A 19,444-nucleotide genomic window follows, 5' to 3' on the forward strand; every position below is an offset into this window, starting at 1 on the left:
CGGGGTTCAGTCGAGTGCGTCGAGCAGTTCGCGCTCGCGCCGGGCGCTGAGGCCCGCACGCCTCTCACGGTCGAGGCCCTGCTCGCGTTCCCAGAGCAGCGTGTCGGCCAGCACGTCCGACCGGGGGCGATGCCGCAGCCCCGCGGCACGCGCCGCGGAACCGTTGCGGGCCGACCAGCCTTCCCAGCCCGGCGCGACCACCCACATCGGCAGCGACTCGGGGCCCATGAACTCGGCCACACCGTGCGCGAGCAACCATGCCCCGTCGACGGTGGCCACCGGCCCGGTATGCCCGCCGATGGTGCGGGACAGCGCGATCCACTTCTCGAAGGGAACGACCGGGCCGACGGCGTTGTACGTGCCGACGGTCCCCGCCTCCGCGGCGTCGAGCAGCCAGGCGGCGAGGTCCCGGACGTCGACCACCTGGGTCGGCATGGCAGGGGAATCCGGCACCAGCATGGGACCCTGCGGATCCCGTGCGGCACGAGCCACCCAGTAGCCGGAGCGGCCGCTGTGATCACCGGGGCCGCCGATGAGGCCGGCGCGCGCGATGAGGAGCCGGTCGCCAACGGCCGCCGTCGACGCCTGCTCGCAGGCGGCCTTCGCCTCCCCGTACAACTCGCGGCCGACCTCGCTCCGATCGGTCGGGGGCAGGAGCGCCGCGGACTCGTCCGCGTCCGGTTCGGCATGGGAGGCATAGGCGCTGACGGAGGAGATGTAGGCCCAGTGCCGTGCCCTGTCGCCCAACGCGTCGAGGGCTCCACGAACGAAGCCGGGCTGCCATGACACTTCGACAACTGCATCCCATATGCGGTCGAGCAGCGGCTCGTACGCGGAAGGGTCGCGCCGGTCGGCGGGCACCAGCACCGCTCCGTCGGCCACTTCTCCGCTTTCGCCGCGCGCGAGGCACGTCACCTTGTGACCGCGCTCGACTGCCTGCCGCGACAGCTCGCGGCCCACCCATGCCGTGCCACCCAGAACAAGGATCTCCATGCCCGCACTCAAGCACCGCACACGCCGAGCACCAACAGGGTTCGCCAAGAGCGGATCCACGGTCCGGAGCCGTGGGTACCTCAACGGGCCTGGTGGCAAAGCGAGTACATGGTCCGTACCGGAAAAGCGCTTGACGCCCGCCTGCGTCCGGCGGTCGGATGGCGGCCCATGAGCACAGCACAGACGCGTCCCGGCCCGCACCCCGTCGACGACGACCTCGTACGGCGGCTGATCGCCAACCAGTTTCCCCGGTGGGCGGGGGTCGCGGTGGAGCGGTTCACGTCCGGCGGCACGGTCAACGCCATATACCGGCTGGGCGATGACATGGTCGTTCGGCTGCCGCTGATGAAGGGCGGAGCCCCGGACGTAGTGATGGAGCGGGAGTGGCTGCCCCGGCTCGCGCCCCTGCTGCCCACGGCCGTTCCCGAGGTGTTGGGGGCCGGGGAGCCCGGTGCGGGGTATCCGTGGCCGTGGTCGGTGTGCCGGTGGCTGGCGGGGGAGAATCCCGAGGCGGGGGCGTTGAGCGATCCCGTGCTGCTGGCGAAGGATCTGGCGGGGTTCGTGGCGGCGATGCGGAGCGTTTCCCTACCGGGGGCGCCGGAGGCCTACCGCGGTGGGCCCCTCGCCTCGCTCGACGCGTCGACCCGGGCGGCGATCGAGGAACTGCGCGGGATCCCGGAGGAGGGTGTCGACGGTGATGCCGTGGCCGCCGTATGGGAGGACGCCCTGCGGACCCCGGAACGGGACGGGCCGCCGGTGTGGCTGCACGCCGATCTGATGCCGGGCAATCTCCTGGTGGACGGCGGCAGACTGACGGCAGTGATCGACTTCGGGTGCATGGGCGTGGGCGATCCGGCTTGCGATCTGTTCCCGGCGTGGAATCTACTGCCGGCCGATGCGCGGAAGGTGTTCCGCGAGGCGCTCGGCGTGGACGACGCGACCTGGAACCGCGGCCGGGGGCGCACGCTCTCGCAGGCGTTGATCGCGCTGCCGTACTACCGCAGGACGAACCCGGTGATGGCACGCAACGCCCGGCATGTGATCCGGGCGGTACTGGACGAGGCCGAAGCCTCCTAGGACGCAGACCGCAGTCACACGGGCAGTGTCCGCCGTGACTGCGGCTGCGGGAGGGGGCGGGCGGTGGGGTCAGACGCCGACGGCTTCTTCCATCTCTTCCTCGGTGCCGGAGGAGTCCGTGGTCGTGGCCGGGGTCTGCCGCCGGGCTTCGGCTGCCCACGCGAGGGCGGTCACCGCCAGGCCGACGATCAGCCACAGGACCAGCGTCCCTACGTGCCCGCCCAGGCCGGCGTCGTTGAAGTAGGCGAGACCGCGGGTGCCTTCGACGAAGGCGGCACCGTTCCAGAAACCGTGCAGGGAGGCGAAGAAGCCGTTCTGCAGCTCGGGCCGGAAAATGCCCCCGGAGCTGGTGAAGTTGAGCATCACGAACAGCACCATCATCGTCAGCGTCGTCCAGCGCTTGAGGAAGGTGTGCAGCCCGGTGCCGATCAGCAGGACACCGGCGGAGTAGAGCCAGGCCATCCCCCACAGTCCGCCCAGGCCATGGTCGACGAGGTGGAAGACGGGCCCCGCCAGGAGCACGCCGATCACGCTGACCACCAAGGAGGTCGCCGCGGCCAGCAGCGCCCGTATCCGCATGGGCAGCACCGCACCGGCGCCGCCGATCACCGCGACGGACGCGTAGGAGCCGATACTGACGGCGACCAGCAGGAAGAAGATGCCCTGCCCGGTCGGGTCGTCCTTGGCAGGCGGCGCGATGTCGGTGACCTTCAGCGGGGCGCCCTGGTGGGCGGCCACGGGCGTGAACACCTTCTGGACGACAGAGGCCGTGGTGTCCGATCCGGCCGAGGCGACCAGCAGCTCGGGGCTCTTCTCGTCGGGGACGAACGCGCCGAAGATGTCCTGGTGGCGCAGCTGCTCCTCCGCCTGCGCCCGGTCATCGACGGTGTGGACGGCGAGGGCGTCGCCCGCCTTGCCTGCGATGGTCCGCGCGAGCTCCTGGGCGCTCGGGCCGGATCCCACCACGGCGACCGGCAGGTCGTGGGGTACGGGATCGGCGAACGCGCCGAGGTAGGCCAGGCCCATGCCGATACACATGAGCAGCGGGGTGAGCAGATGGGTGAGGACATGGCGCAGCGCGCCGCCCGTCGCGGATTTCATGGTGGTTCCTCGACTCCCCCGAAGGGGATGGTTGGCATCTACAACTACTTAATCCAGTTGTACTCTACATCTAGATAGGGAAGAGAGGCCACCCGTGTCCGACCGCGACGATTCCGTCGAGACCATCCAGCGCGAGCTGACGGCTTTCGCCCGGCGCTCCCGGGCCGCAGCCGCCCGTATGCACCCCGAGCTGTCACTGGTCTCCTTCGCCCTCCTCGCCCACCTGGAGGACCAGCGCGGCTGCCGGGCCACCGACCTCGCGGACCGATTCCTGCTCAACAAGTCCACCGTCAGCCGGCAGGTCGCCGACCTCGAACGCCTCGGCCTCGTGGAACGCCGCCCCGACCCGCACGACCAGCGGGCGCAGATGCTGCATCTGACCGCCCGCGGTACCGCCGCCCTGACACAGGTCAGCGGCCATCGCCGCGCGGCCTTCCGGGAGCGCCTCGCCGACTGGGACGAGGCCGACCTCGCCCGCTTCGCCGCCTACCTGCTGCGCTACAACACGTCCTGAATGGGCGGCCGGTGGAAAACCGCGCGCCTGACGACAACGCGGCACCCGCGGCAGCCGGCCCTTCCGCGCGTCACGACCAGACGCCAGGGCCCCCGCCCTGCCAGTCGATCAGCGTCGTGTCCTCGAGTCGCACGTCGTCCTTCGGCACACCGGCCCGGCGCATGAACTCATAGAGGTCGATCACCCCGTACGCCGTACCCAGGACCTCCCGGCCGACCGTCACCTGCCGGCCACCCGACGGAGACGGCGGGTGGACGACGATCCGCACATGTCCAGGCATGCTTCCAGCCTCCGTCCGCAGCGGCCCGGACGCATCCCGAGAGCGGCCTCCGGGCACGGCGCCGGCCCTCCCGCTTGCCCGGGTCCGGCGCGACGGGCGGGTCATGGGCCTGTCGGGGCCCGAACACGGTTCAATGCATAAACCGCAAGATACGGCCCATGAGTACATGAACGCCCCAGGAGCCCCAGCGCCTGGACCCCCGACCCACCGGCAGGTGACCGTGAGCGCCGATCGCAAGAAGACCCCGAAGCCCGGACGCGCCGCCCCCTTGCGCGGCGGGGCGGTGGCCACCGACCGCATGCTCCGCACCCTGCTGCGGCGCCGCAAGAAACAGCTGAGCATCGAGGACGTCACGGTCACCGACCGCCCCGAGGTCCGCCGCGCGGTGCTGGCCGCCGCACTGGGCAACATGATGGAGTGGTTCGACTTCGGGGTGTACGCCTATATGGCGGTCACCCTCGGCAAGGTCTTCTTCCCTTCCAGCTCCTCCGGCGCACAGGTCATCTCCACCTTCGCCACCTTCGCGGCCGCCTTCCTCGTCCGACCCCTCGGGGGGCTTGTCTTCGGTCCGCTGGGCGACCGCATCGGACGCCAGCGGGTGCTCGCCGCCACGATGATCATGATGGCGGTGAGCACCTTCGCCGTCGGCTTCCTGCCGGGCTACGCGACGGCCGGATTCGTCGCGCCGGTACTGCTGCTCATCTGCCGTCTGGTGCAGGGCTTCTCCACGGGCGGTGAGTACGCCGGCGCCACCACGTACATCGCCGAGTACGCACCCGACACCCGCCGTGGTTTTCTGGGCAGTTGGCTCGACTTCGGGACGTTCGTCGGCTACGCGCTCGGTTCGGGGCTGGTGACGGTGCTCACCGCGGTTCTCGGTACCGACGGCATGACCGACTGGGGATGGCGCCTGCCCTTCCTGGTCGCCGGCCCCCTCGGGCTGATCGGTCTGTACATGCGGATGCGGCTCGAGGAGACGCCCGCCTTCCGCGCGGAGACCGAGGCGGCCCAGGCGCGGTCCTCGGCCGGCACCGGCTCCCACGAGGAAGAGGTCGAGCAGGCGCGCCAGTCCGGCCACGGACGGCTGAAGGAAATCTTCACCCGGCACTGGGAGGCCGTACTGATCTGCATGGGGCTGGTCGTCGTCTACAACGTCACCAGCTACATGGTCACTTCCTATCTGCCGACGTACATGACCGAAACGCTCGGCAAGAACGCCACGACCGCCCAGTTGCTGATCCTCGGCACCATGATCCTGGTGGCTCTGACCATCACCGTCGTGGGACGCTCCTCCGACATCTGGGGGCGCAGGCCGATGTTCATGGCGGGCAGCGCCGCCCTGATCGCGCTCGCCGTCCCCTCGATGCTCCTGGTCCGCGCCGACGGGGCCCTGCTCCCGGCGCTCGGCTGCCTGATCCTCGGGCTGCTGCTGGTGTGTTTCGCGGGCACCGCGGCCGCGACGCTGCCGGCGCTCTTCCCCACCCGGCTGCGCTACGGGGCACTGTCCGTCTCGTACAACATCTCCGTGTCACTCTTCGGCGGCACCACTCCCCTGGCGGTGTCCGCTCTCCTCGAAACGACCGACAACGCCATGATCCCCGCCTATTACCTGATGGCCGCGGGTGCGGTCGGGCTCGTTTCGGCGTTCTTCCTCCACGAGACGGCGGGCAAGCCGCTGCGCGGCTCCGGGCCGATGGTGGAGACGCCGGAACAGGCACGGCTGCTGGTCGCCGACAGCCGGACCGAGGCCGGCCGTCGCGCCAGGGACATCTGGATGCGCCTGCGGCACCCGGGCCACAGCCATGACGAAGAGCGCTGAGCGCGGACGGGCGTTCCGCCCCACCGATGTCCGGAGGGAGAACCGGCGGCGAACGCCCCTTGGGTCAGTCCTGCCGCTCGAAGGTGACGACGCACCCGTCCGGGGCGGTGACGGTGAACCGCCCGCCGACGACCTCGACCGGATAGCTGACGAGTTCGTCGCTGGATGTGCTCATCACCAGGGTCGACTCGTCCGGCATCTGGGCCGTGCCCACATCCCACACCGGCAGCCCCTGGTCGGGGGCGCGGGTGCCGAGGTACCGGGTCCCTGGACCGATGGTGAGTGCGGCCGGGTATCTGCGAACGCACTCGGAGTCGGAGACACGACGCCAGCGGCCCGAGACGAGCCGCGGTTCTGAAGCGCCCGGATCCGTCATAGTGCGGCCGATTATAGGCGGCCATGCCGGCCCGGGGCCGACGCCGCTCGTCATGTTGCCGCGCTCCCTCTCGGGGCGCAGGCTGAGTCGGGAGAAGTCTCTGCCGTGTCCGGCCCGCGCGTCCCGGGGCCGAGGGGGGCGGGGATCGGTGCGGAAAGGGACAGGACACGGATCGTGTCCACCCTGCGTATCGACCCGTATCGACCCCAGGAGGACTTCATGTGTGACCGCGCACGACAGACTTCCGACGTCGACGAGCACCTGTCACCCAACAGCGCCGACGTGGTTCCCCCCGGCGTCCCGGTCGCCGTCCCGCTCACGGTCGAGAACGAATCACCGGGAGCGCCGGGCACATCCGCCACGAACGCCGACGCGCCCGCCCCGCAGCCGTCCTGCCGACCGGACTTTCGCGACGGCTGCTACCAGATCACGATCCGCCCGACCCTGGGCTCCTTCCAGATCACCGTCGGAACATTGCGGGTCGACCGGGAGGCACCGGCCGCCGGGCCGGACGGGGTGATCATCAGTGGCGACCTGTACCGGCAGCCACCACCCGTGGCACAACCGGTCGCGGACGACCCGGGGTCGTCGCCCCTGTCCGACGCCGTGCTCGACGAGGACACCCCGGTGATCCCGGGCGCCCCCGGCGAGTCCGTCGCCGCCGCGGCCAGTCGGGCGGACGGGCCGCTCCCCTTCCCGCGACGACGTATCCCGATCTTCCCCCGGGACCAGTACCGCTCCTATCTCAAGGGCACGCGCCTGGTGGTACCGAGCGCCTCCCTGCCGGGGCAACCGTGTCAGGTCACCCTCGACGTGGACGACTTCGCCTACAAGCAGCCGACGGCCGGTTCGTTCCAGGGGGCGTTCCCGGACTCACCCAGCCGGTCGCTGAGATTCGTCCTCAACCAGGTGCCGGGCACCGTCCCCTCCCCGCTCTTCTCCGGACCGAGGTTCGAGGGCCGCGTCCTCGAAGGCGGCATCGACCGGGGTTCCGTGACCCTCACCTGGGTGTCGAGCTTCCTGCGCCGTGCCGTACTCGAGATCGACACGCTCAAGGGGGCCGTCGCACCCCAGCCGGTCCCGAGCCCGACCGGCACCGGGACGGAGTTCTTCGACACCGTCTACGCGACGGCCCGCTGGCAGCTGACCATCGACCACGCCGAAGCACAGACCGACATCCCGGCACCCGCGGGCGTCGACCCCAACGCCTGCTGGTCGGCCGCCGACCTGCACGCCCTCATGGCGAGCGTGCGCAAGGCCGGCACCAACCTGGACACCGAGTGGCGCACCCACCTCGTGGTCGTCCCCGCGACCATGGGCTGCGCCCGCGGAGTGATGTACGACCAGATCGGGGCACCGCGCGAGGGATCCGCAAGCTTCAGCGACGACGGCTACCCGAGCAGCAACTCCCCGAACTTCGGCACCGCGGCGGACCAGCGGCAACGTGACGTGCTGCGCGCCTATCTCCGGTCGGCGACCCATGAGGTGACCCACGCCTTCAACCAGATCCACCAGGAGACCGAGACCGCCGCGGACAACTCGATCATGACCACCACGCCGAGCGTGGCCGACGTCCTGGCCGGACCCACGACCGGCGCACCCGGGGTGTTCCCCGACCAGATCAACCTCGGCTTCAACGCCACAGTGCGCAACCATCTGGCCCACATGCCCGACCCGGTGGTGCGCCCCGGTGGCTGGCCGTTCGGCGGCTGGTTCCCCGCCGGCGCCCCGCAGGCATCCGACCGCAACCTCTTCTACGCGAGCGAGCTGAAGTTCGAGGTCAGCGCCGAGGCCGAGCGCGCGCCCCTGGGCGCACCCGTCACCGTCTCGTGGAAGCTGACCAACACCTCCGACGCCGACCTGCTGGTCCCCAACGACCTCCGTATGGAGGCGCTGTACACCACCATGTCGAGCCTCGACGAGAGTGGTGAGGAAAGGCCGATCCGCCCGTTCGTCATCACCTGCGAGGAGGCGAAGCTGGCCCCGCTGGAGCCGGGCGGCACCCTGGAAGGCGGCTACCGCGTGTTCTGGAGCTCCGACGGGTTCCCGCTCGAACGACCGGGCCGGCACACCGTGACGGTGACGGTCGCGTGGTCCGCCGGCGGCCTGCCGGTCGGGGTGACCGGGAGCTGCGACATCTGGGTGGACCGTCCCACGTCCGACGCCGAGAACCGGGACGCCGCCCTGGCCATGCACCCGGACGTCGGCAAGTGGGTCGTGCTGGGAGGCGGGGCCTACCACTTGAAGGAGGCGGTCTCCCGGCTGCGCACGCTGGACGGCGGCGGCAGACGGAGCACGAACGAGGACGCGGGCGGGCGGTCGCGGGTCGCGGACACGTTCAGCGATCTCGAACTCATGCCGGACGGCCGTACGGCATGACCGTGCCGGGCTGCCTAGGCGTAGCGGTATTTGAGGGACTCCTCCTCGACCCGCTGGATGTCCTCGACGGTGATGCCGGGCATGCGCAGCTGGGCGAGCGTCACTTCCGCCGAGGACGGCTGCGCATCGGGGGCGAGCCACTCGTCGGGCTTCCAGGCCGAGCCGCGCATCAGGGCCTTGGGGCAGTGCGGGTACACCTCGTCGATCTCCACCACCAGCGCGCTGACCGGCCGCTTGCCCACCGCGGTGAGCCGGTCGAGAAGCTCGGGCCGGGCGGAGACACACGCCCGGCCGTTCACCCGCAGCGTGGACGTGCGGCCGGGAATCACGAAGAGCAGGCCGACGTGGCCGTTCTCCAGCACGTTCAGCATGCTGTCGAGGCGCTTGTTGCCGGTGGCGTCGGGGATGACGAGGGTCCGCTCGTCGAGCACGGTCACAAAGCCGGCCGGCCCGCCGCGCGGGGTCGAGTCGCAGCGGCCGTCCGCGTCGGCGGTCGCGATGAAGACGAGGGAGGAGAGGCCCACCAACTGCCGTGTCTTGTCGGTGAGGTGTCCCATCTCCTTGCGGACGGCGGCGGCGCCCGGCATCTCGTACAGCGAACGCAGCCCCGCGACGTCCCGTACGGAATCCTTGCGCAGCTCGTCGAAAAGGCTGGTGGTGGCAGCGTCAGTCATGAACCGCACCCTAGAACACGCCTTGGGACCCGCCCAGTCGAGGCGCACTCACTCCCGGGCAGCGCTCGACCCCGGTGGAGTCATCACGTCGCGAGATCCACGATGCGCTGGATCAGGTCGGGGTAGGTCCACTCCGCCCCGGACGCCGCGAGCGGCAGCAGGCTCGTCGCCGTCAGGCCCGGGAGCGTGTTGACCTCCAGGCACATCGGCTCACCGTCGGCGTCGCAGCGGAAGTCGGTGCGCGAGTACGCGTCAGGGCCGAACCCCAGAGCATCATGCGCGCGCAGAGCCAACTCCTGCAGCCGGGAGGCGAAGTCGGCCGGGACCCGCGCCGGGCACACTTCGCTGACGGCACCGGGCTGGTATTTGGCCGTGTAGTCGAACATCGGCGTCGTCAGCTCGATCTCGACCACGGGGAGCACCTGGCCGCCGACCACGGCCACGGTGAATTCCCGCCCCGGAAGGAAGGGCTCCACCAGCAGCTCGACATCACCGGAGTGCACCTCGGCCGCGACCTGTGCCAGTTGTGACAGCGAGTCCGCCCGGTGGACCGACACACTCGAACCGTCCGCGACCGGTTTGGCCACCACCGGGCCGGCCGCCACCAGCCGCCGCACGTCCTGCGGCATGTCACTCACCCCGGGCCGCCACAGCACCCGCTCGGCCACCGGCACCCCTGCCGCACCCAGCACCGCCTGTGCCCGCCCCTTGTGCCACGCCGCCGCACAGACCGCGCTGTCCGCACCGGTGAACCGCACGCCGGCCATCTCCAGCAGTGCCTGCACATGCCCGTCCTCGCCCCAGCCGCCGTGCAGCGCCAGGAACACCAGCTCCGCGTCACGCAGCAGCTCCAGGACCGGACCGCCGGTCAGGGCGGCGTGCATGCGCCCCCGCAACCGCTGCCGCTCCGACGGGGACGGCGGCTCCTTGCCGACCTCGACGGCGTCGACCACATCACCGGGGCGCAGTGGCCCGGCCAGGACCGGCTCCGCGGCGGCCGGGTCGACCAGCACCACCTCGTGTCCCCGCTCGAGCAAGGCCCGGGCGACCGACCGGCCCGAGGCCTTGGAGACGTCGCGTTCCGGGCTCTCTCCACCGCACAAGATCACAATTCGCATACCGGGATTCTGCCGCACTCCCCCGCCCGGCCCGCGTGCGCCACCTCCACCGGGGCGGGCCGGCGAGCACCCGGTTCGACCGGGGGCCGTACGGTGGCGGGGTGACTGACACCGTCGAGGCCATCGAGGCCGCTCTCCGCCGGCGGGAATGGGTCCCGACCGGAAGCGAACAGGATCTGGGCGGGGAATTCCTCTTCCGCCGAGGTGAACTGCAGAAACACCCGCGTCCGGCGATGCCCGTGCGACCGGAGCCGTGGGGCCCGTGGACGACGCAGTACCTGGCCTGGCTCACGGACCTGGTCAGCATGGCGGATGCCCTCGTCGACCAGTGGCGGACCCGGTGCCCGCTCGGGAGCCCCATGGTGACGCTCCTACGGGCCTACGTCGCCCCGGCGCGGCCCTTCGGCCCGCTCGCCCACCACATGGAGCGGGCATGGCTGACCGACCCGCCCGTCCTGCCCACTCCGGACGAGGTCATGGTCCACGCCGAGCGGCACGGGTGCTCCCGGGAGGAGGCCGAGCGGGCCCTGGGCGACCGGGCGGTCAAGGCATGGGAGGACGGCTGCCTGCCGGTCGTGGCGCGGAGGCAGATCGACGACGTCACACGCAGCATGATCAGCGCCGGCTCCGTGCTCGCCACAGCCGTCATCGGTGACGTGAGCCACTGACGGCCCACCTCCTGTCCCCCGCTTTCTCACCCGTGAAGGGCCCGGCGTTCCGCCGGGCCCTTCACGGTCGCCTGGGGCCGTCAGCCGCGGAGGGGGCCTTCGCAGGTGAAGTCCGCCGAGCCCGCGGGACGGTCGCTCCAGAGGTCGACCTTGCCGAAGGAGCAGTTCATGTCGGCGAAGTTGTTGGTGCCCTTCTTCGTCCGGTCGAGAATGAAGTAGTCGACCGTCTCGGACATGTCCTTGAAGACCAGGTCGGCGTTGCCCGGGCTGCTGAGGTTGGCGGTGATGCGGCCGGTGCAGATGAAGCGGGGGCGCTGCGGGTCGCCGTTGCTACGGCAGTCGGGCCTGTTGCCTGTCGTGGCCTGGAAGGACGCGCGGACCGTGGCGGGGTGGCCGGCGTCCAGCCCGCCGACGGGCGTGTACGTGGTGTTCGGCACGTAGAGGTCCTTGACCTTGGCGATCTGCTGGTCCAGGAACGTGTCGTACGCGCGCTGCAGGTTCGCGTCCCTGCCGAGACGGTTGCGCCAGGCGTCGAAGCCGGCCGGGTTGTCGGCCCGGGTGTAGCCGTACATCTCCTTGAGCAGCGACGGGCGTTCGGCCCAGAGGAACTCGAAGAACGTTCCGGCGTAGGAGTAGAAACGGAAGCCGTCCCTGTCGTACTCCGCGTGCAGCAGCTGGTTGACGCTCATGCGCGGCTTGCCGCCGGCCGTGTCGTTGATGATGCTCTGGACCAGCGACTTGCGGACCTTGATGCCGTCGTCGCGGGTGGCGCCGTCGAAGAACTCCGCCGTGCCCTCGTCCATCGCGGTGGTGCGATCGCCCTGGTACCACGGCCCCTCGCCGAAGAAGCCCGGCACCGCCCAGCGGCCGTTGAGGTAGTGCGTGTACTCGTGGCGGAACAGCTCCTCCAGCGTGAGGGTCGAGTCCTGCGGGACCCTGCGCTCGTAGGTGTAGAAGGTGGCGCCTTTCTCGATGTAGATGCCGCCGTTGTTGGTGCTCATGCCCGTCAGCAGCGGGTGGTAGATCTCGTAGTCGGAGCGCGAGGCGTACAGCACGATGTTCAGGCTGGTGTTGGTGTCGCCCGCCAACGGCTGCTCGGTGCCCAGGACGCGGTGGAACTGTGCCTTGACCTGCTTGCTCGCGTAGTACAGCCGGTCGACGGTGGTCCGGGCGAGTGCGGTGCGGACCTTGATGGCGCCGTTGTCGTAGGTGTAGGTGTGCGGGAAGATGCGGCGCTCGATGTCGGTCTTGCACACCCCGTACTGCTTGCACGCCTCGAACTCGTTGAGCCAGGTGACGACCTTGCCCCACGGCTCGCTGCCTTCGCCGAAGTTGCGCACGGTGGTGCTCAGCAGCCCGCCGAGGGCGGAGGTTATCTCGCTCTTGAGCGCGCCGACCTGGCCGAGCCGGCCGTATTCGCTGACGCCGTCGCGGGCCACCCAGGCGTTGGCTGTGCCCTTGAGGTGGGTGTGGTCGGCGAAGGCCTTGAGGGCCGCGCGGTAGGAGGGGTCAGCCGTCACCGCGGCGTGGAAGGCGCTGTCCTGGTTGCCCGGGTAGACGCCCAGGTAGTTGAGGGAGAGGGCGGCGAGGGCGGCACCGGCCCAGGAGGTGTCCCGCGAGGTCGCGGGGTGGGCCGCGTCCATGGTGGCCAGGACGCGCTTCAGCAGCGGGAGCTGGTGTTGGCGCAGACCGGGCGCACTCGCCGCGTAGAGGGCCTCGCGCAGGGACTCGGCGTTGGTGCGGGTGACGTCGAAGGTACGGGCGGCCGAGCCGAAGGAATGCACCGCGCGGCGCATGGCCTCCACGGTCGGTGCGTCGGTGATGTCGATCTCGTCGCGCGAGAAGTCGTGGTAGGCGACCGCGTGGAGGTAGGTGAACATCTCCAGCAGGTGACTGCCGTTCTTCCCGTCGTGCGCGGAGGCCAGGCTCTCGATCCGGCGGGAGACGGCCTGCACGTGCGCCTTCGACATGACCGGGACCAGCCGCTGGTCCCAGGTCCACAGGATGTCGCGCAGGCAGCCGTCGGCGGTGACGGCCCCGTCGGCGAGGAAGTCGGCGAACTGCTCGGGACCGAGCCGGGTGATGCCGTCGAGCGTGCAGGGAACCGCGGTGTTCCCGACGGTGACGGTGGGAGCGGGGGACGTGGACTTCCCCTTGCCCTGATCGGCCTTGCCCTTGCCGGTCTTCGGCCGGTCGGTGCGCAGACCCGGCACGCGCCCGTCGGTGAGGCCGCCCGGCGCGGTCGGGGACTGAATGGCCGGCCGGGGGGCCTTGGCCAGTCGGGTGACCTCGTCGAAGGGGTTCGGGGTGGGGGTGTCCGCGCGCGTGGTCGCCGCGGACGAGGACGCGGGCGAGGGGGAGTCCGCGTGGCCGGGCTGGACGGCGGTGGCGCAGAGCGTCGCCGCTATGGCGGCGGTGAGCAGGGATCTGCGCAGGGTTGTGGACTGGTACACCGATGACTCCTGTGTGGGAGGTGTGGAGTGAGCCGCACGCGAAGGAGGGACAGCGTGCGTGCCGATGACGGCGCAGCGGAGCTTCAGCCGCCTCCGAACAGGCGGTACGTGGGGGCCGCTGCGGCGCCATGTGATGTGTAACGTAGTAATGTGAAATGTTACTGACAAGCCCTCAGGGGACTTGAGTTCGGTAAAACACCAAGCGGATGACTGAACTCCGGAAGCCCTGTCCGTCGGTCGACAAGCCCTGTCCGTCGCTCGGCCATGAACCGCCCTTCACCCGTTCGAGTAGCGGGACCCGGCATACGCGGTCACGCCAGGGTGTGCACCTGTTTCATGACCCTTATGGCAGAAAATGCCGATCGTCGGCCAACCGAGCTCGAAGAGGGAACGCAGGCGCCTCGGTCCGGGAGACCGACCCCGGCGGACGAGCAGCTGTCAGCCATCCGTGCCTTCGTCGACGAGGAAGTGGGGGCCTACCTGGCGACTCATGCCGAGCACCTCTACCCCGACCGCCTTGTCGCACGGCTTCGGGGTCTCGGGGCGTTCGGAGCCGCCGTGTCCGAGTCCTACGGCGGAGGGAACTGGCCGGCTCCCGGGACGGCTCGGCTGAGTTACGAACTCGCGCGCGGCTGGCAGTCACTGGCCGGCCTGGTGGGCACCCACCTGAAGCTGTGCCGGCTGGTGGAACGCCACGGAACCGCCGAGCAGAGGACCGCATGGCTGGCCCCCATGGCCCGCGGCGAGCAGGTGTTCGCCCGGGCCTACCACGAGCAGGGCGTGCCGCACCCGGCACAGCTGCGGACCCGAGTGCACGCCGACGGCAGGCTGTACGGACGCAAGGGCTGGGTCACCAACGCCCGGCACGCCGACCGCATCGTGGCCATCGCCCGCGCCGGGGACGCCACCGTCGCCGTGCTGACCGACCCCGGGCGGCCCGGCGTGGAGATCGGTCCGGAACTCCCGCGGCCGGGAATGCTCGGCATCTCACTGGCGGAGGTCACCTTCACCGGGTACGAGTTCGACCCGGACGAGGACGTACTGGGCGGACGAGGCCATGACCTCACCGAAGCGCTACGGACGTATGACCTGACCAGCTATGTCGCACGGGCGCTGGGATCGGCCGACGCCGTGTACGAGGCCGCGCTGCGCCACGTGCGCGCGGCAATGGGCGGCAGGTCCCCACAGGCTCGGGGTGCCGTCAATCTGCGGATGGGCGAGCTCACCACGTGCCGCGCGGTGATGCGCACCGTCTGGCAGAGCACGACCGGGACCCGCCCGTCGCTGACTTCCGGTGAGGCCAAGGTGTTCTGCACCTCGGCGCTCCAAGAACTCGTCCGCAACGCGGCGTTGCTGTGCGGAGGAGCCGGCTATGCGGGTGGCGAAGCCGCCCTGGGCCGCCACTACCGGGACGCTCTGGCGCTACCGATCATCGGTGTCCCCAGTGACACGCTCCTGTCCCACATCGGCGACGAGGCACTGGCCTGAGAGGAACGATGGAGATCTACCGCGAGGACAAAAGCGTGGTTCTGCGCTATGCCGAGCACCTGCAAGGTCTCTCCCCGGCCGGGCTGCACCAGGTCTCGATGCGCGAAGGGGCCCGTATTCTGCGGCTGTCCCCCTACCGTCAGGTCGGGATCGACGTCCTGGACCTGTCCACGCTGTCCACGACCGGAACCTTCAAGGACTGGGTGGCCTGCGTGGCCGTCGCTCGCACGCGGGCGGCCGGCCGGCATGTCATCGCGGCACAGAGCTCGGGCAACACGGCCAACGCGCTGGCGGCTTACGCCGCCCGCGCCGGGCTGCGCGCCGTGATTCTGTACCCTCCGCAGTCCCGCAGGCGGATCCACGCCGTTCCGGCACGGCATCCCGGCATCGATCTCGTGGAGGTGGACGCCTGCGAGAAGCACATCAAGGACATTCTGCAGGACGCGGCACGCGCCGCCGACGTGCCTGCCCTGCCGACTCTGCACGACCAGTACGAGGGCAACAAACTGCGGGCCTACTTCCTGCGCGATGCCGTGGGCAGGAGCGGCCAGGGGTGGGACTGGCATGCGCAAGCACTGTCCAGCGCCTATGGGCCTCTGGGCTTCTACCGGGGGCTGGCCGAGACCTGCTCTGCGAGTCCGGCCAGGGCGAAGGTGCCGCGCTTTTTGGGAGTACAGCAGGAATCGGTCGCCCCGTACGCCCGCGCGCTGAGCGGTGCCGGGCCGCCGGAAGAGGACGTGGTGATGCTGGAGCCGACGCTCTTTCGCCGGTCGGTGCCGGCGGACCTGATCGACCGCGTGCGGCAGATGTGCGTCGCGAGCAATGGCACTGTGCGCTGCCTGCCCAATGCCCGCTACCTTCAGTGGGAGCCGCGGGCGGTCGCCATGATGGGCGAGGCGGGCGCGGAGATCACTCTCTCCGTCGACGGGCGGCCGCAGGAACGGGCCGGGCTGTACTCGCTGGCAGGTGTGCTCGAAGCGATCGAGGACGGCACGATCTCGCCCGGTGAGCGGGCCCTGGCTGTTTTCACCGGCGGGTCGGGCCCCGTGGCGGCGACTTTTCTTCCCGACCACCGGGTGACCGCGGCGGATGCCCGGTCGTATGTCACGCAGTTGCTGGCCGCACCGACAACCCGTCCGTGATCACGACGGTGAGGCGGGCTGTGCGTGCCGCACGCGATGCGGCTGAGCCGCCAAGCCCGGTGTCACGGACGGTGGGGCACCGGGCCGACCTGCGCATCAGTGAAGTCGCCACTGCGTCGGCGCCGCGACCACGCGGGGCGGGGCGGAACGCCCCGTGGGGATGTGACGGGAGGCTGCCCTCATCCCCCGGTCACGGGCTCACAGCCCCACGGGGACCGTCAGACCCACGTAGTCCATGAGCGGGCGCTGATCAGCTGGCGGACCTTTTGGGTCTCGGTGCAGGGAAGCGCGGCGCCACTGGGACTCGGCGTTCCGTTGCCGCAGGTGAGACTCGTGTCATCCACATTGCGGTTGGTGTCCGCCTGGCCCGGAGTAGGTACCGGGAGACCTCCTGCCGAAGACAGGCGAGCCGGGCATGCGTTCGAGGGTGTACTCAAAGGCATGAAATCCATGTCGTCCTCTTCGGGGCGGTGCTGTCCTGATTGTTTCCTGGCAGGAGGACGCGGATGGACCGGCCGGTTTCTGCGCCGGACGCTTCTCTGCTGATTCCGGTGAGGCCGGGGGCGGGCCTGCCCGAGGACCAGAGGGGGCGCCCGAGCGCGGCCTGGGCAGAGGAGGGGCAGGGTGCAGCGTCTGGCCGATGTGATGGTGGTCGGGAACGGCGCGGTGGGGCTGTCGGTGGCGGTCGAGGTCGCGCGCAGATCCCCTGAGTCCCGAGTCACGGTCGTGGCGCCTGCGGCTCGGACCCGAGGTGCGAGTGTGGCCGCGGGAGCCATGCTCAACTGCTTCGGAGAAGTGACCCGTTACACCCGCCTTCATCCCGCCGCCGAGGCCCGGTTCGCCGCGGCGCGGGATGCGCTCGCGCTGTGGCCTCAGTGGCTGTCCGCTCTGGAGGAAGACGCCGGTGATCCGGAGGCCACCGCGGTCCGGGCATCGTGGAGCGAGGGCACCTTCGTCATCATGAGCAGCCGCTCAGGGCGGATCGCGGAGGAGAACTTCGCGGCCATGCGCACAGCCGCCGCGGAGACCGGCGAGGCTCACGAGCTGGTGTCGTACGACCGCGTCGACGGCCTTTCACCTCGCCTGGACCACCGTCCCATGCAAGCCCTGTACCTCCGGCGGGAGGGCGCCGTGGACGCCCGAGCGGTGGTCACGGCCCTGGAGAAGGCAGCGCGTCGGCGAGGTGTCGAGCTGGTGGACGCCACCGTGCGGTCCTTGGCACTGACGCCGCACGGCGCGGTCTCGGGCGTGCGGCTGGGGGACGGCCGGATGCTGGGAGCCGGCACGGTGGTGCTGGCCGCGGGAGCGGCCAGCGGTGTTCTGGCAGCAGATGTGCTGCCGCCGGGTGCGGTACCGCCCATGCTCTACGGCACCGGCCTGGCCGTGAGGGTGACGAGGGAACCGAACACGGGGTCCCGGGGGCCGTACGTGATCCGCACGCCGAACCGTGCCGGCACCTGCGGCCTGCACGTGGTGCCGCTGACCGGGGAGGACCAACAGTACATCGGCGCGACGAACGTCATCAGCGTTCGGCCCGCGCCGGGTGTGCATCTCGGCCTGGCGCAGACGATGCTGAGGCAGGCTTTCGAACAGATCGACCACACCCTGGCTGTCGCCCACCTGCGCGACTGCCTGATCGGCGTCCGGCCGATTCCGCTGGACTGCTTTCCCTTGATCGGGCCCTGTTCGGTACCCGGCCTGTTCTTCGCCACCGGCACCTATCGCGACGGCTTCCACAGCAGCCCTGCCATCGCCCGGCACGTCGCGACGGCCCTCCTCCATGGCATAACCGATGATCACGGGGCTCCGTTCACCCACTTCGCGCCCGAACGGCTGCCGATCGAGACCTTGTCCGTCGCCCAGGCCATCACCGATACCGCCCGGCACGCGGCGGACACCATGCACGACCAGGGGATGAACATGCCGTGGTGGCTCGACCACATGCCTCTCGAAGAATGGGCCCACCAACGCATCGAGCGGTTCTACGACAGCTTGCAGGACCCCGTCGCGTTGCCGCCGGAAGTCGTCGACCCTCAATTCCTGGACCCCACGGCCACCGATCCCGCAGCTGTCGACCAGCTCCGCCGATATCTGCGCGAGGCGCGTCACCACCATGGCAGCTGAGACGAGTCCCCGTCGGCAGCATTCCCGACCCGGCCCGGCGCCTTGCCCCTCAGGAGGAGGCAGACGATGCACCTGCCAGGGACATGGCTCGAGCGGTTCGCTGCCGACGAGCGGCATTCCACACCCCGCGCCGGATTCGACATCGGCGAGGCTGTGGCTGCATACGACCGGTTGCTGAAGGCATTCCAAGGCCGGGTACGCATACAGTACGCAGTCAAGGCCCGCCCGGACCATGCGCTGCTGACAGCGCTCGTCCGGCGGGGCAGTGGACTCGACGTCGTAGCGCCGCAAGAGATCGAGCAAGCACTGCGTGCCGGCTGTGCACCCCGGCACATGTCCTGCTCGAACGCCTTCGCCGACCGGCAAGAACTCACCCACGCACGGATCAGGGGCGTCACCACCTTCACCGCTGACAGTTCCGACATGATCGAGCGCATCGCCAACGTGTGCCCGCACTCAGCCGTATTCATCCGTATCGCACAGGAGAACCTCACCCAAGCTGCCATTCCGATCGCCGGCCGCTTCGGCTGCCAGGAGGACGAAGCGCCCGAACTCGCCCTCCTGGCGGTCCGACGCGGACTGAAGGTGGCCGGTCTGACGTGGCACGTAGGCAGTCAGCAACGCGACCCGACGCAATGGGAGCAGGCACTCGAACGCGCCGCCCGCATCGTCCGGCGGACCGACCACCACGGTGTCACCGTCCACCACCTCAACCTCGGCGGCGGCATGCCCGCAACCTACCGGGCGAGCACACCCTCCGTGGAGACCTACGCCAGTGTCATCCTGGCCGCCGTCGACCGGCACTTCCCCCGCCACCGACAGCCACGGCTGATCATCGAACCGGGCAGGGCCCTGGTGGCCGACGCCGGCATCACCACGGCCTCCGTGAAGGCCGTCGTCGGCCGGCCCTGGGGCACCTACGTCATTCTCGACGTCGGCATGTGGAACGCAGGACTTCTGGACAACCTCTGCGGCATCGAATACCGCATCACCTTCCCCGGCCACCCCAGCGGCTGCGCCACCCAGCCCGTCACGTTCTGCGGCCCCACCTGCGACCCGCTCGACTGCCTGACCGCCACTACGCCCTACCGCGCTCCCGTGGCGCTGGCCACCGGTGACCGCGTCGTCATCTGGTCAACCGGCGCCTACTGTTCCACCAGCGCCCTGGCAGGATTCAACGGCTATCCACCCCTGCCGCAGCACGTGCACGCTCCTCCTCCGTAAGACCTGCCGCGCAT

General features: G+C 70.2%; 16 protein-coding genes. 9 read left to right on the forward strand and 7 right to left on the reverse strand.

Annotated elements, in window-relative coordinates; genetic code table 11:
- Positions 1 to 6 precede the first annotated feature (6 nt).
- Positions 7 to 993 carry an NAD-dependent epimerase/dehydratase family protein gene (locus AB8O64_RS00535; protein WP_370417127.1) on the reverse strand — a complete coding sequence of 329 codons (987 nt, stop codon included), beginning with the start codon at positions 991 to 993 and terminating at the stop codon, positions 7 to 9.
- 168 nt (positions 994 to 1,161) lie between these two features.
- Here AB8O64_RS00535 and AB8O64_RS00540 point away from each other — a divergent pair, with 168 nt between their 5' ends.
- Entirely contained in the window at positions 1,162 to 2,070 is a 909-nt protein-coding gene (locus tag AB8O64_RS00540) for an aminoglycoside phosphotransferase family protein (protein WP_370417128.1), read from the forward strand.
- A gap of 69 nt (positions 2,071 to 2,139) precedes the next feature.
- Here the strand turns inward: AB8O64_RS00540 and AB8O64_RS00545 are convergent, their stop codons facing one another.
- Positions 2,140 to 3,171: a hypothetical protein gene (locus AB8O64_RS00545; protein ID WP_370417130.1), complete on the reverse strand. Its 1,032-nt coding sequence runs from the start codon at positions 3,169 to 3,171 to the stop codon at positions 2,140 to 2,142.
- A gap of 94 nt (positions 3,172 to 3,265) precedes the next feature.
- Here AB8O64_RS00545 and AB8O64_RS00550 point away from each other — a divergent pair, with 94 nt between their 5' ends.
- A complete protein-coding gene (locus AB8O64_RS00550) occupies positions 3,266 to 3,685 on the forward strand; it encodes a MarR family winged helix-turn-helix transcriptional regulator (RefSeq protein WP_370417131.1) in 420 nt (139 codons plus the stop codon).
- Positions 3,686 to 3,755: 70 nt separating this feature from the next.
- On the opposite strand, the gene AB8O64_RS00555 is transcribed toward AB8O64_RS00550, so the two are convergent.
- Positions 3,756 to 3,965: a hypothetical protein gene (locus tag AB8O64_RS00555; RefSeq protein ID WP_370417132.1), complete on the reverse strand. Its 210-nt coding sequence runs from the start codon at positions 3,963 to 3,965 to the stop codon at positions 3,756 to 3,758.
- 298 nt (positions 3,966 to 4,263) lie between these two features.
- Between AB8O64_RS00555 and proP the strand changes: the two genes are divergently transcribed.
- Complete coding sequence (proP, locus tag AB8O64_RS00560; protein WP_370423755.1) at positions 4,264 to 5,784, forward strand: glycine betaine/L-proline transporter ProP; 1,521 nt, start codon at positions 4,264 to 4,266, stop codon at positions 5,782 to 5,784.
- A 64-nt stretch (positions 5,785 to 5,848) separates the two neighbouring features.
- Here the strand turns inward: proP and AB8O64_RS00565 are convergent, their stop codons facing one another.
- On the reverse strand, positions 5,849 to 6,160 hold the full coding sequence (locus tag AB8O64_RS00565; RefSeq protein WP_370417134.1) for a hypothetical protein: 312 nt from the start codon (positions 6,158 to 6,160) through the stop codon (positions 5,849 to 5,851).
- Between the two features lie 174 nt (positions 6,161 to 6,334).
- On the opposite strand from AB8O64_RS00565, the gene AB8O64_RS00570 reads away from it, so the two are divergent.
- Positions 6,335 to 8,539 (forward strand): hypothetical protein, encoded by a 2,205-nt coding sequence (locus tag AB8O64_RS00570; RefSeq protein WP_370417135.1) that lies wholly within the window; start codon positions 6,335 to 6,337, stop codon positions 8,537 to 8,539.
- A 14-nt stretch (positions 8,540 to 8,553) separates the two neighbouring features.
- On the opposite strand, the gene AB8O64_RS00575 is transcribed toward AB8O64_RS00570, so the two are convergent.
- Both AB8O64_RS00575 and AB8O64_RS00580 read right to left on the reverse strand, forming a co-directional pair.
- Positions 8,554 to 9,213 (reverse strand): MSMEG_1061 family FMN-dependent PPOX-type flavoprotein, encoded by a 660-nt coding sequence (locus AB8O64_RS00575; RefSeq protein WP_370417136.1) that lies wholly within the window; start codon positions 9,211 to 9,213, stop codon positions 8,554 to 8,556.
- Positions 9,214 to 9,296: 83 nt separating this feature from the next.
- Positions 9,297 to 10,331, reverse strand: coding sequence for a D-alanine--D-alanine ligase (locus tag AB8O64_RS00580; protein WP_370417138.1), 1,035 nt, complete (start codon positions 10,329 to 10,331; stop codon positions 9,297 to 9,299).
- A 101-nt stretch (positions 10,332 to 10,432) separates the two neighbouring features.
- Between AB8O64_RS00580 and AB8O64_RS00585 the strand changes: the two genes are divergently transcribed.
- Complete coding sequence (locus tag AB8O64_RS00585) at positions 10,433 to 10,999, forward strand: hypothetical protein (RefSeq protein WP_370417140.1); 567 nt, start codon at positions 10,433 to 10,435, stop codon at positions 10,997 to 10,999.
- An 80-nt stretch (positions 11,000 to 11,079) separates the two neighbouring features.
- Here the strand turns inward: AB8O64_RS00585 and AB8O64_RS00590 are convergent, their stop codons facing one another.
- Entirely contained in the window at positions 11,080 to 13,452 is a 2,373-nt protein-coding gene (locus AB8O64_RS00590) for a collagenase (protein WP_370417141.1), read from the reverse strand.
- 345 nt (positions 13,453 to 13,797) lie between these two features.
- Between AB8O64_RS00590 and AB8O64_RS00595 the strand changes: the two genes are divergently transcribed.
- The 4 genes from AB8O64_RS00595 (at position 13,798) to AB8O64_RS00610 (ending at position 19,430) form a co-directional block, all read left to right on the forward strand.
- The gene (locus AB8O64_RS00595; protein ID WP_370417143.1) at positions 13,798 to 14,940 is read left to right on the forward strand and encodes an acyl-CoA dehydrogenase family protein; all 1,143 of its coding nucleotides are present in this window, start codon (positions 13,798 to 13,800) and stop codon (positions 14,938 to 14,940) included.
- A gap of 8 nt (positions 14,941 to 14,948) precedes the next feature.
- A complete protein-coding gene (locus tag AB8O64_RS00600; protein WP_370417145.1) occupies positions 14,949 to 16,082 on the forward strand; it encodes a pyridoxal-phosphate dependent enzyme in 1,134 nt (377 codons plus the stop codon).
- Between the two features lie 645 nt (positions 16,083 to 16,727).
- Positions 16,728 to 18,206, forward strand: a complete 1,479-nt coding sequence (locus AB8O64_RS00605; RefSeq protein WP_370423756.1) for an NAD(P)/FAD-dependent oxidoreductase — start codon at positions 16,728 to 16,730, stop codon at positions 18,204 to 18,206.
- 66 nt (positions 18,207 to 18,272) lie between these two features.
- Positions 18,273 to 19,430 carry a hypothetical protein gene (locus AB8O64_RS00610; protein ID WP_370417146.1) on the forward strand — a complete coding sequence of 386 codons (1,158 nt, stop codon included), beginning with the start codon at positions 18,273 to 18,275 and terminating at the stop codon, positions 19,428 to 19,430.
- Positions 19,431 to 19,444: the final 14 nt, after the last annotated feature.

Source organism: Streptomyces sp. QH1-20, assembly GCF_041283565.1.
Classification (GTDB): Bacteria; Actinomycetota; Actinomycetes; order Streptomycetales; family Streptomycetaceae; genus Streptomyces; species Streptomyces syringius.

Bases quoted from the DNA above. Each gene is read 5' to 3' on its own strand.
- AB8O64_RS00535 (WP_370417127.1), bottom strand. From the start codon at position 993: ATGGAGATCCTTGTTCTGGGTGGCACGGCATGGGTGGGCCGCGAGCTG.
- AB8O64_RS00540 (WP_370417128.1), top strand. From the start codon at position 1,162: ATGAGCACAGCACAGACGCGTCCCGGCCCGCACCCCGTCGACGACGAC.
- AB8O64_RS00545 (WP_370417130.1), bottom strand. From the start codon at position 3,171: ATGAAATCCGCGACGGGCGGCGCGCTGCGCCATGTCCTCACCCATCTG.
- AB8O64_RS00555 (WP_370417132.1), bottom strand. From the start codon at position 3,965: ATGCCTGGACATGTGCGGATCGTCGTCCACCCGCCGTCTCCGTCGGGT.
- proP (WP_370423755.1), top strand. From the start codon at position 4,264: ATGCTCCGCACCCTGCTGCGGCGCCGCAAGAAACAGCTGAGCATCGAG.
- AB8O64_RS00565 (WP_370417134.1), bottom strand. From the start codon at position 6,160: ATGACGGATCCGGGCGCTTCAGAACCGCGGCTCGTCTCGGGCCGCTGG.
- AB8O64_RS00575 (WP_370417136.1), bottom strand. From the start codon at position 9,213: ATGACTGACGCTGCCACCACCAGCCTTTTCGACGAGCTGCGCAAGGAT.
- AB8O64_RS00580 (WP_370417138.1), bottom strand. From the start codon at position 10,331: ATGCGAATTGTGATCTTGTGCGGTGGAGAGAGCCCGGAACGCGACGTC.
- AB8O64_RS00595 (WP_370417143.1), top strand. From the start codon at position 13,798: ATGGCAGAAAATGCCGATCGTCGGCCAACCGAGCTCGAAGAGGGAACG.
- AB8O64_RS00600 (WP_370417145.1), top strand. From the start codon at position 14,949: ATGGAGATCTACCGCGAGGACAAAAGCGTGGTTCTGCGCTATGCCGAG.
- AB8O64_RS00605 (WP_370423756.1), top strand. From the start codon at position 16,728: ATGGTGGTCGGGAACGGCGCGGTGGGGCTGTCGGTGGCGGTCGAGGTC.
- AB8O64_RS00610 (WP_370417146.1), top strand. From the start codon at position 18,273: ATGCACCTGCCAGGGACATGGCTCGAGCGGTTCGCTGCCGACGAGCGG.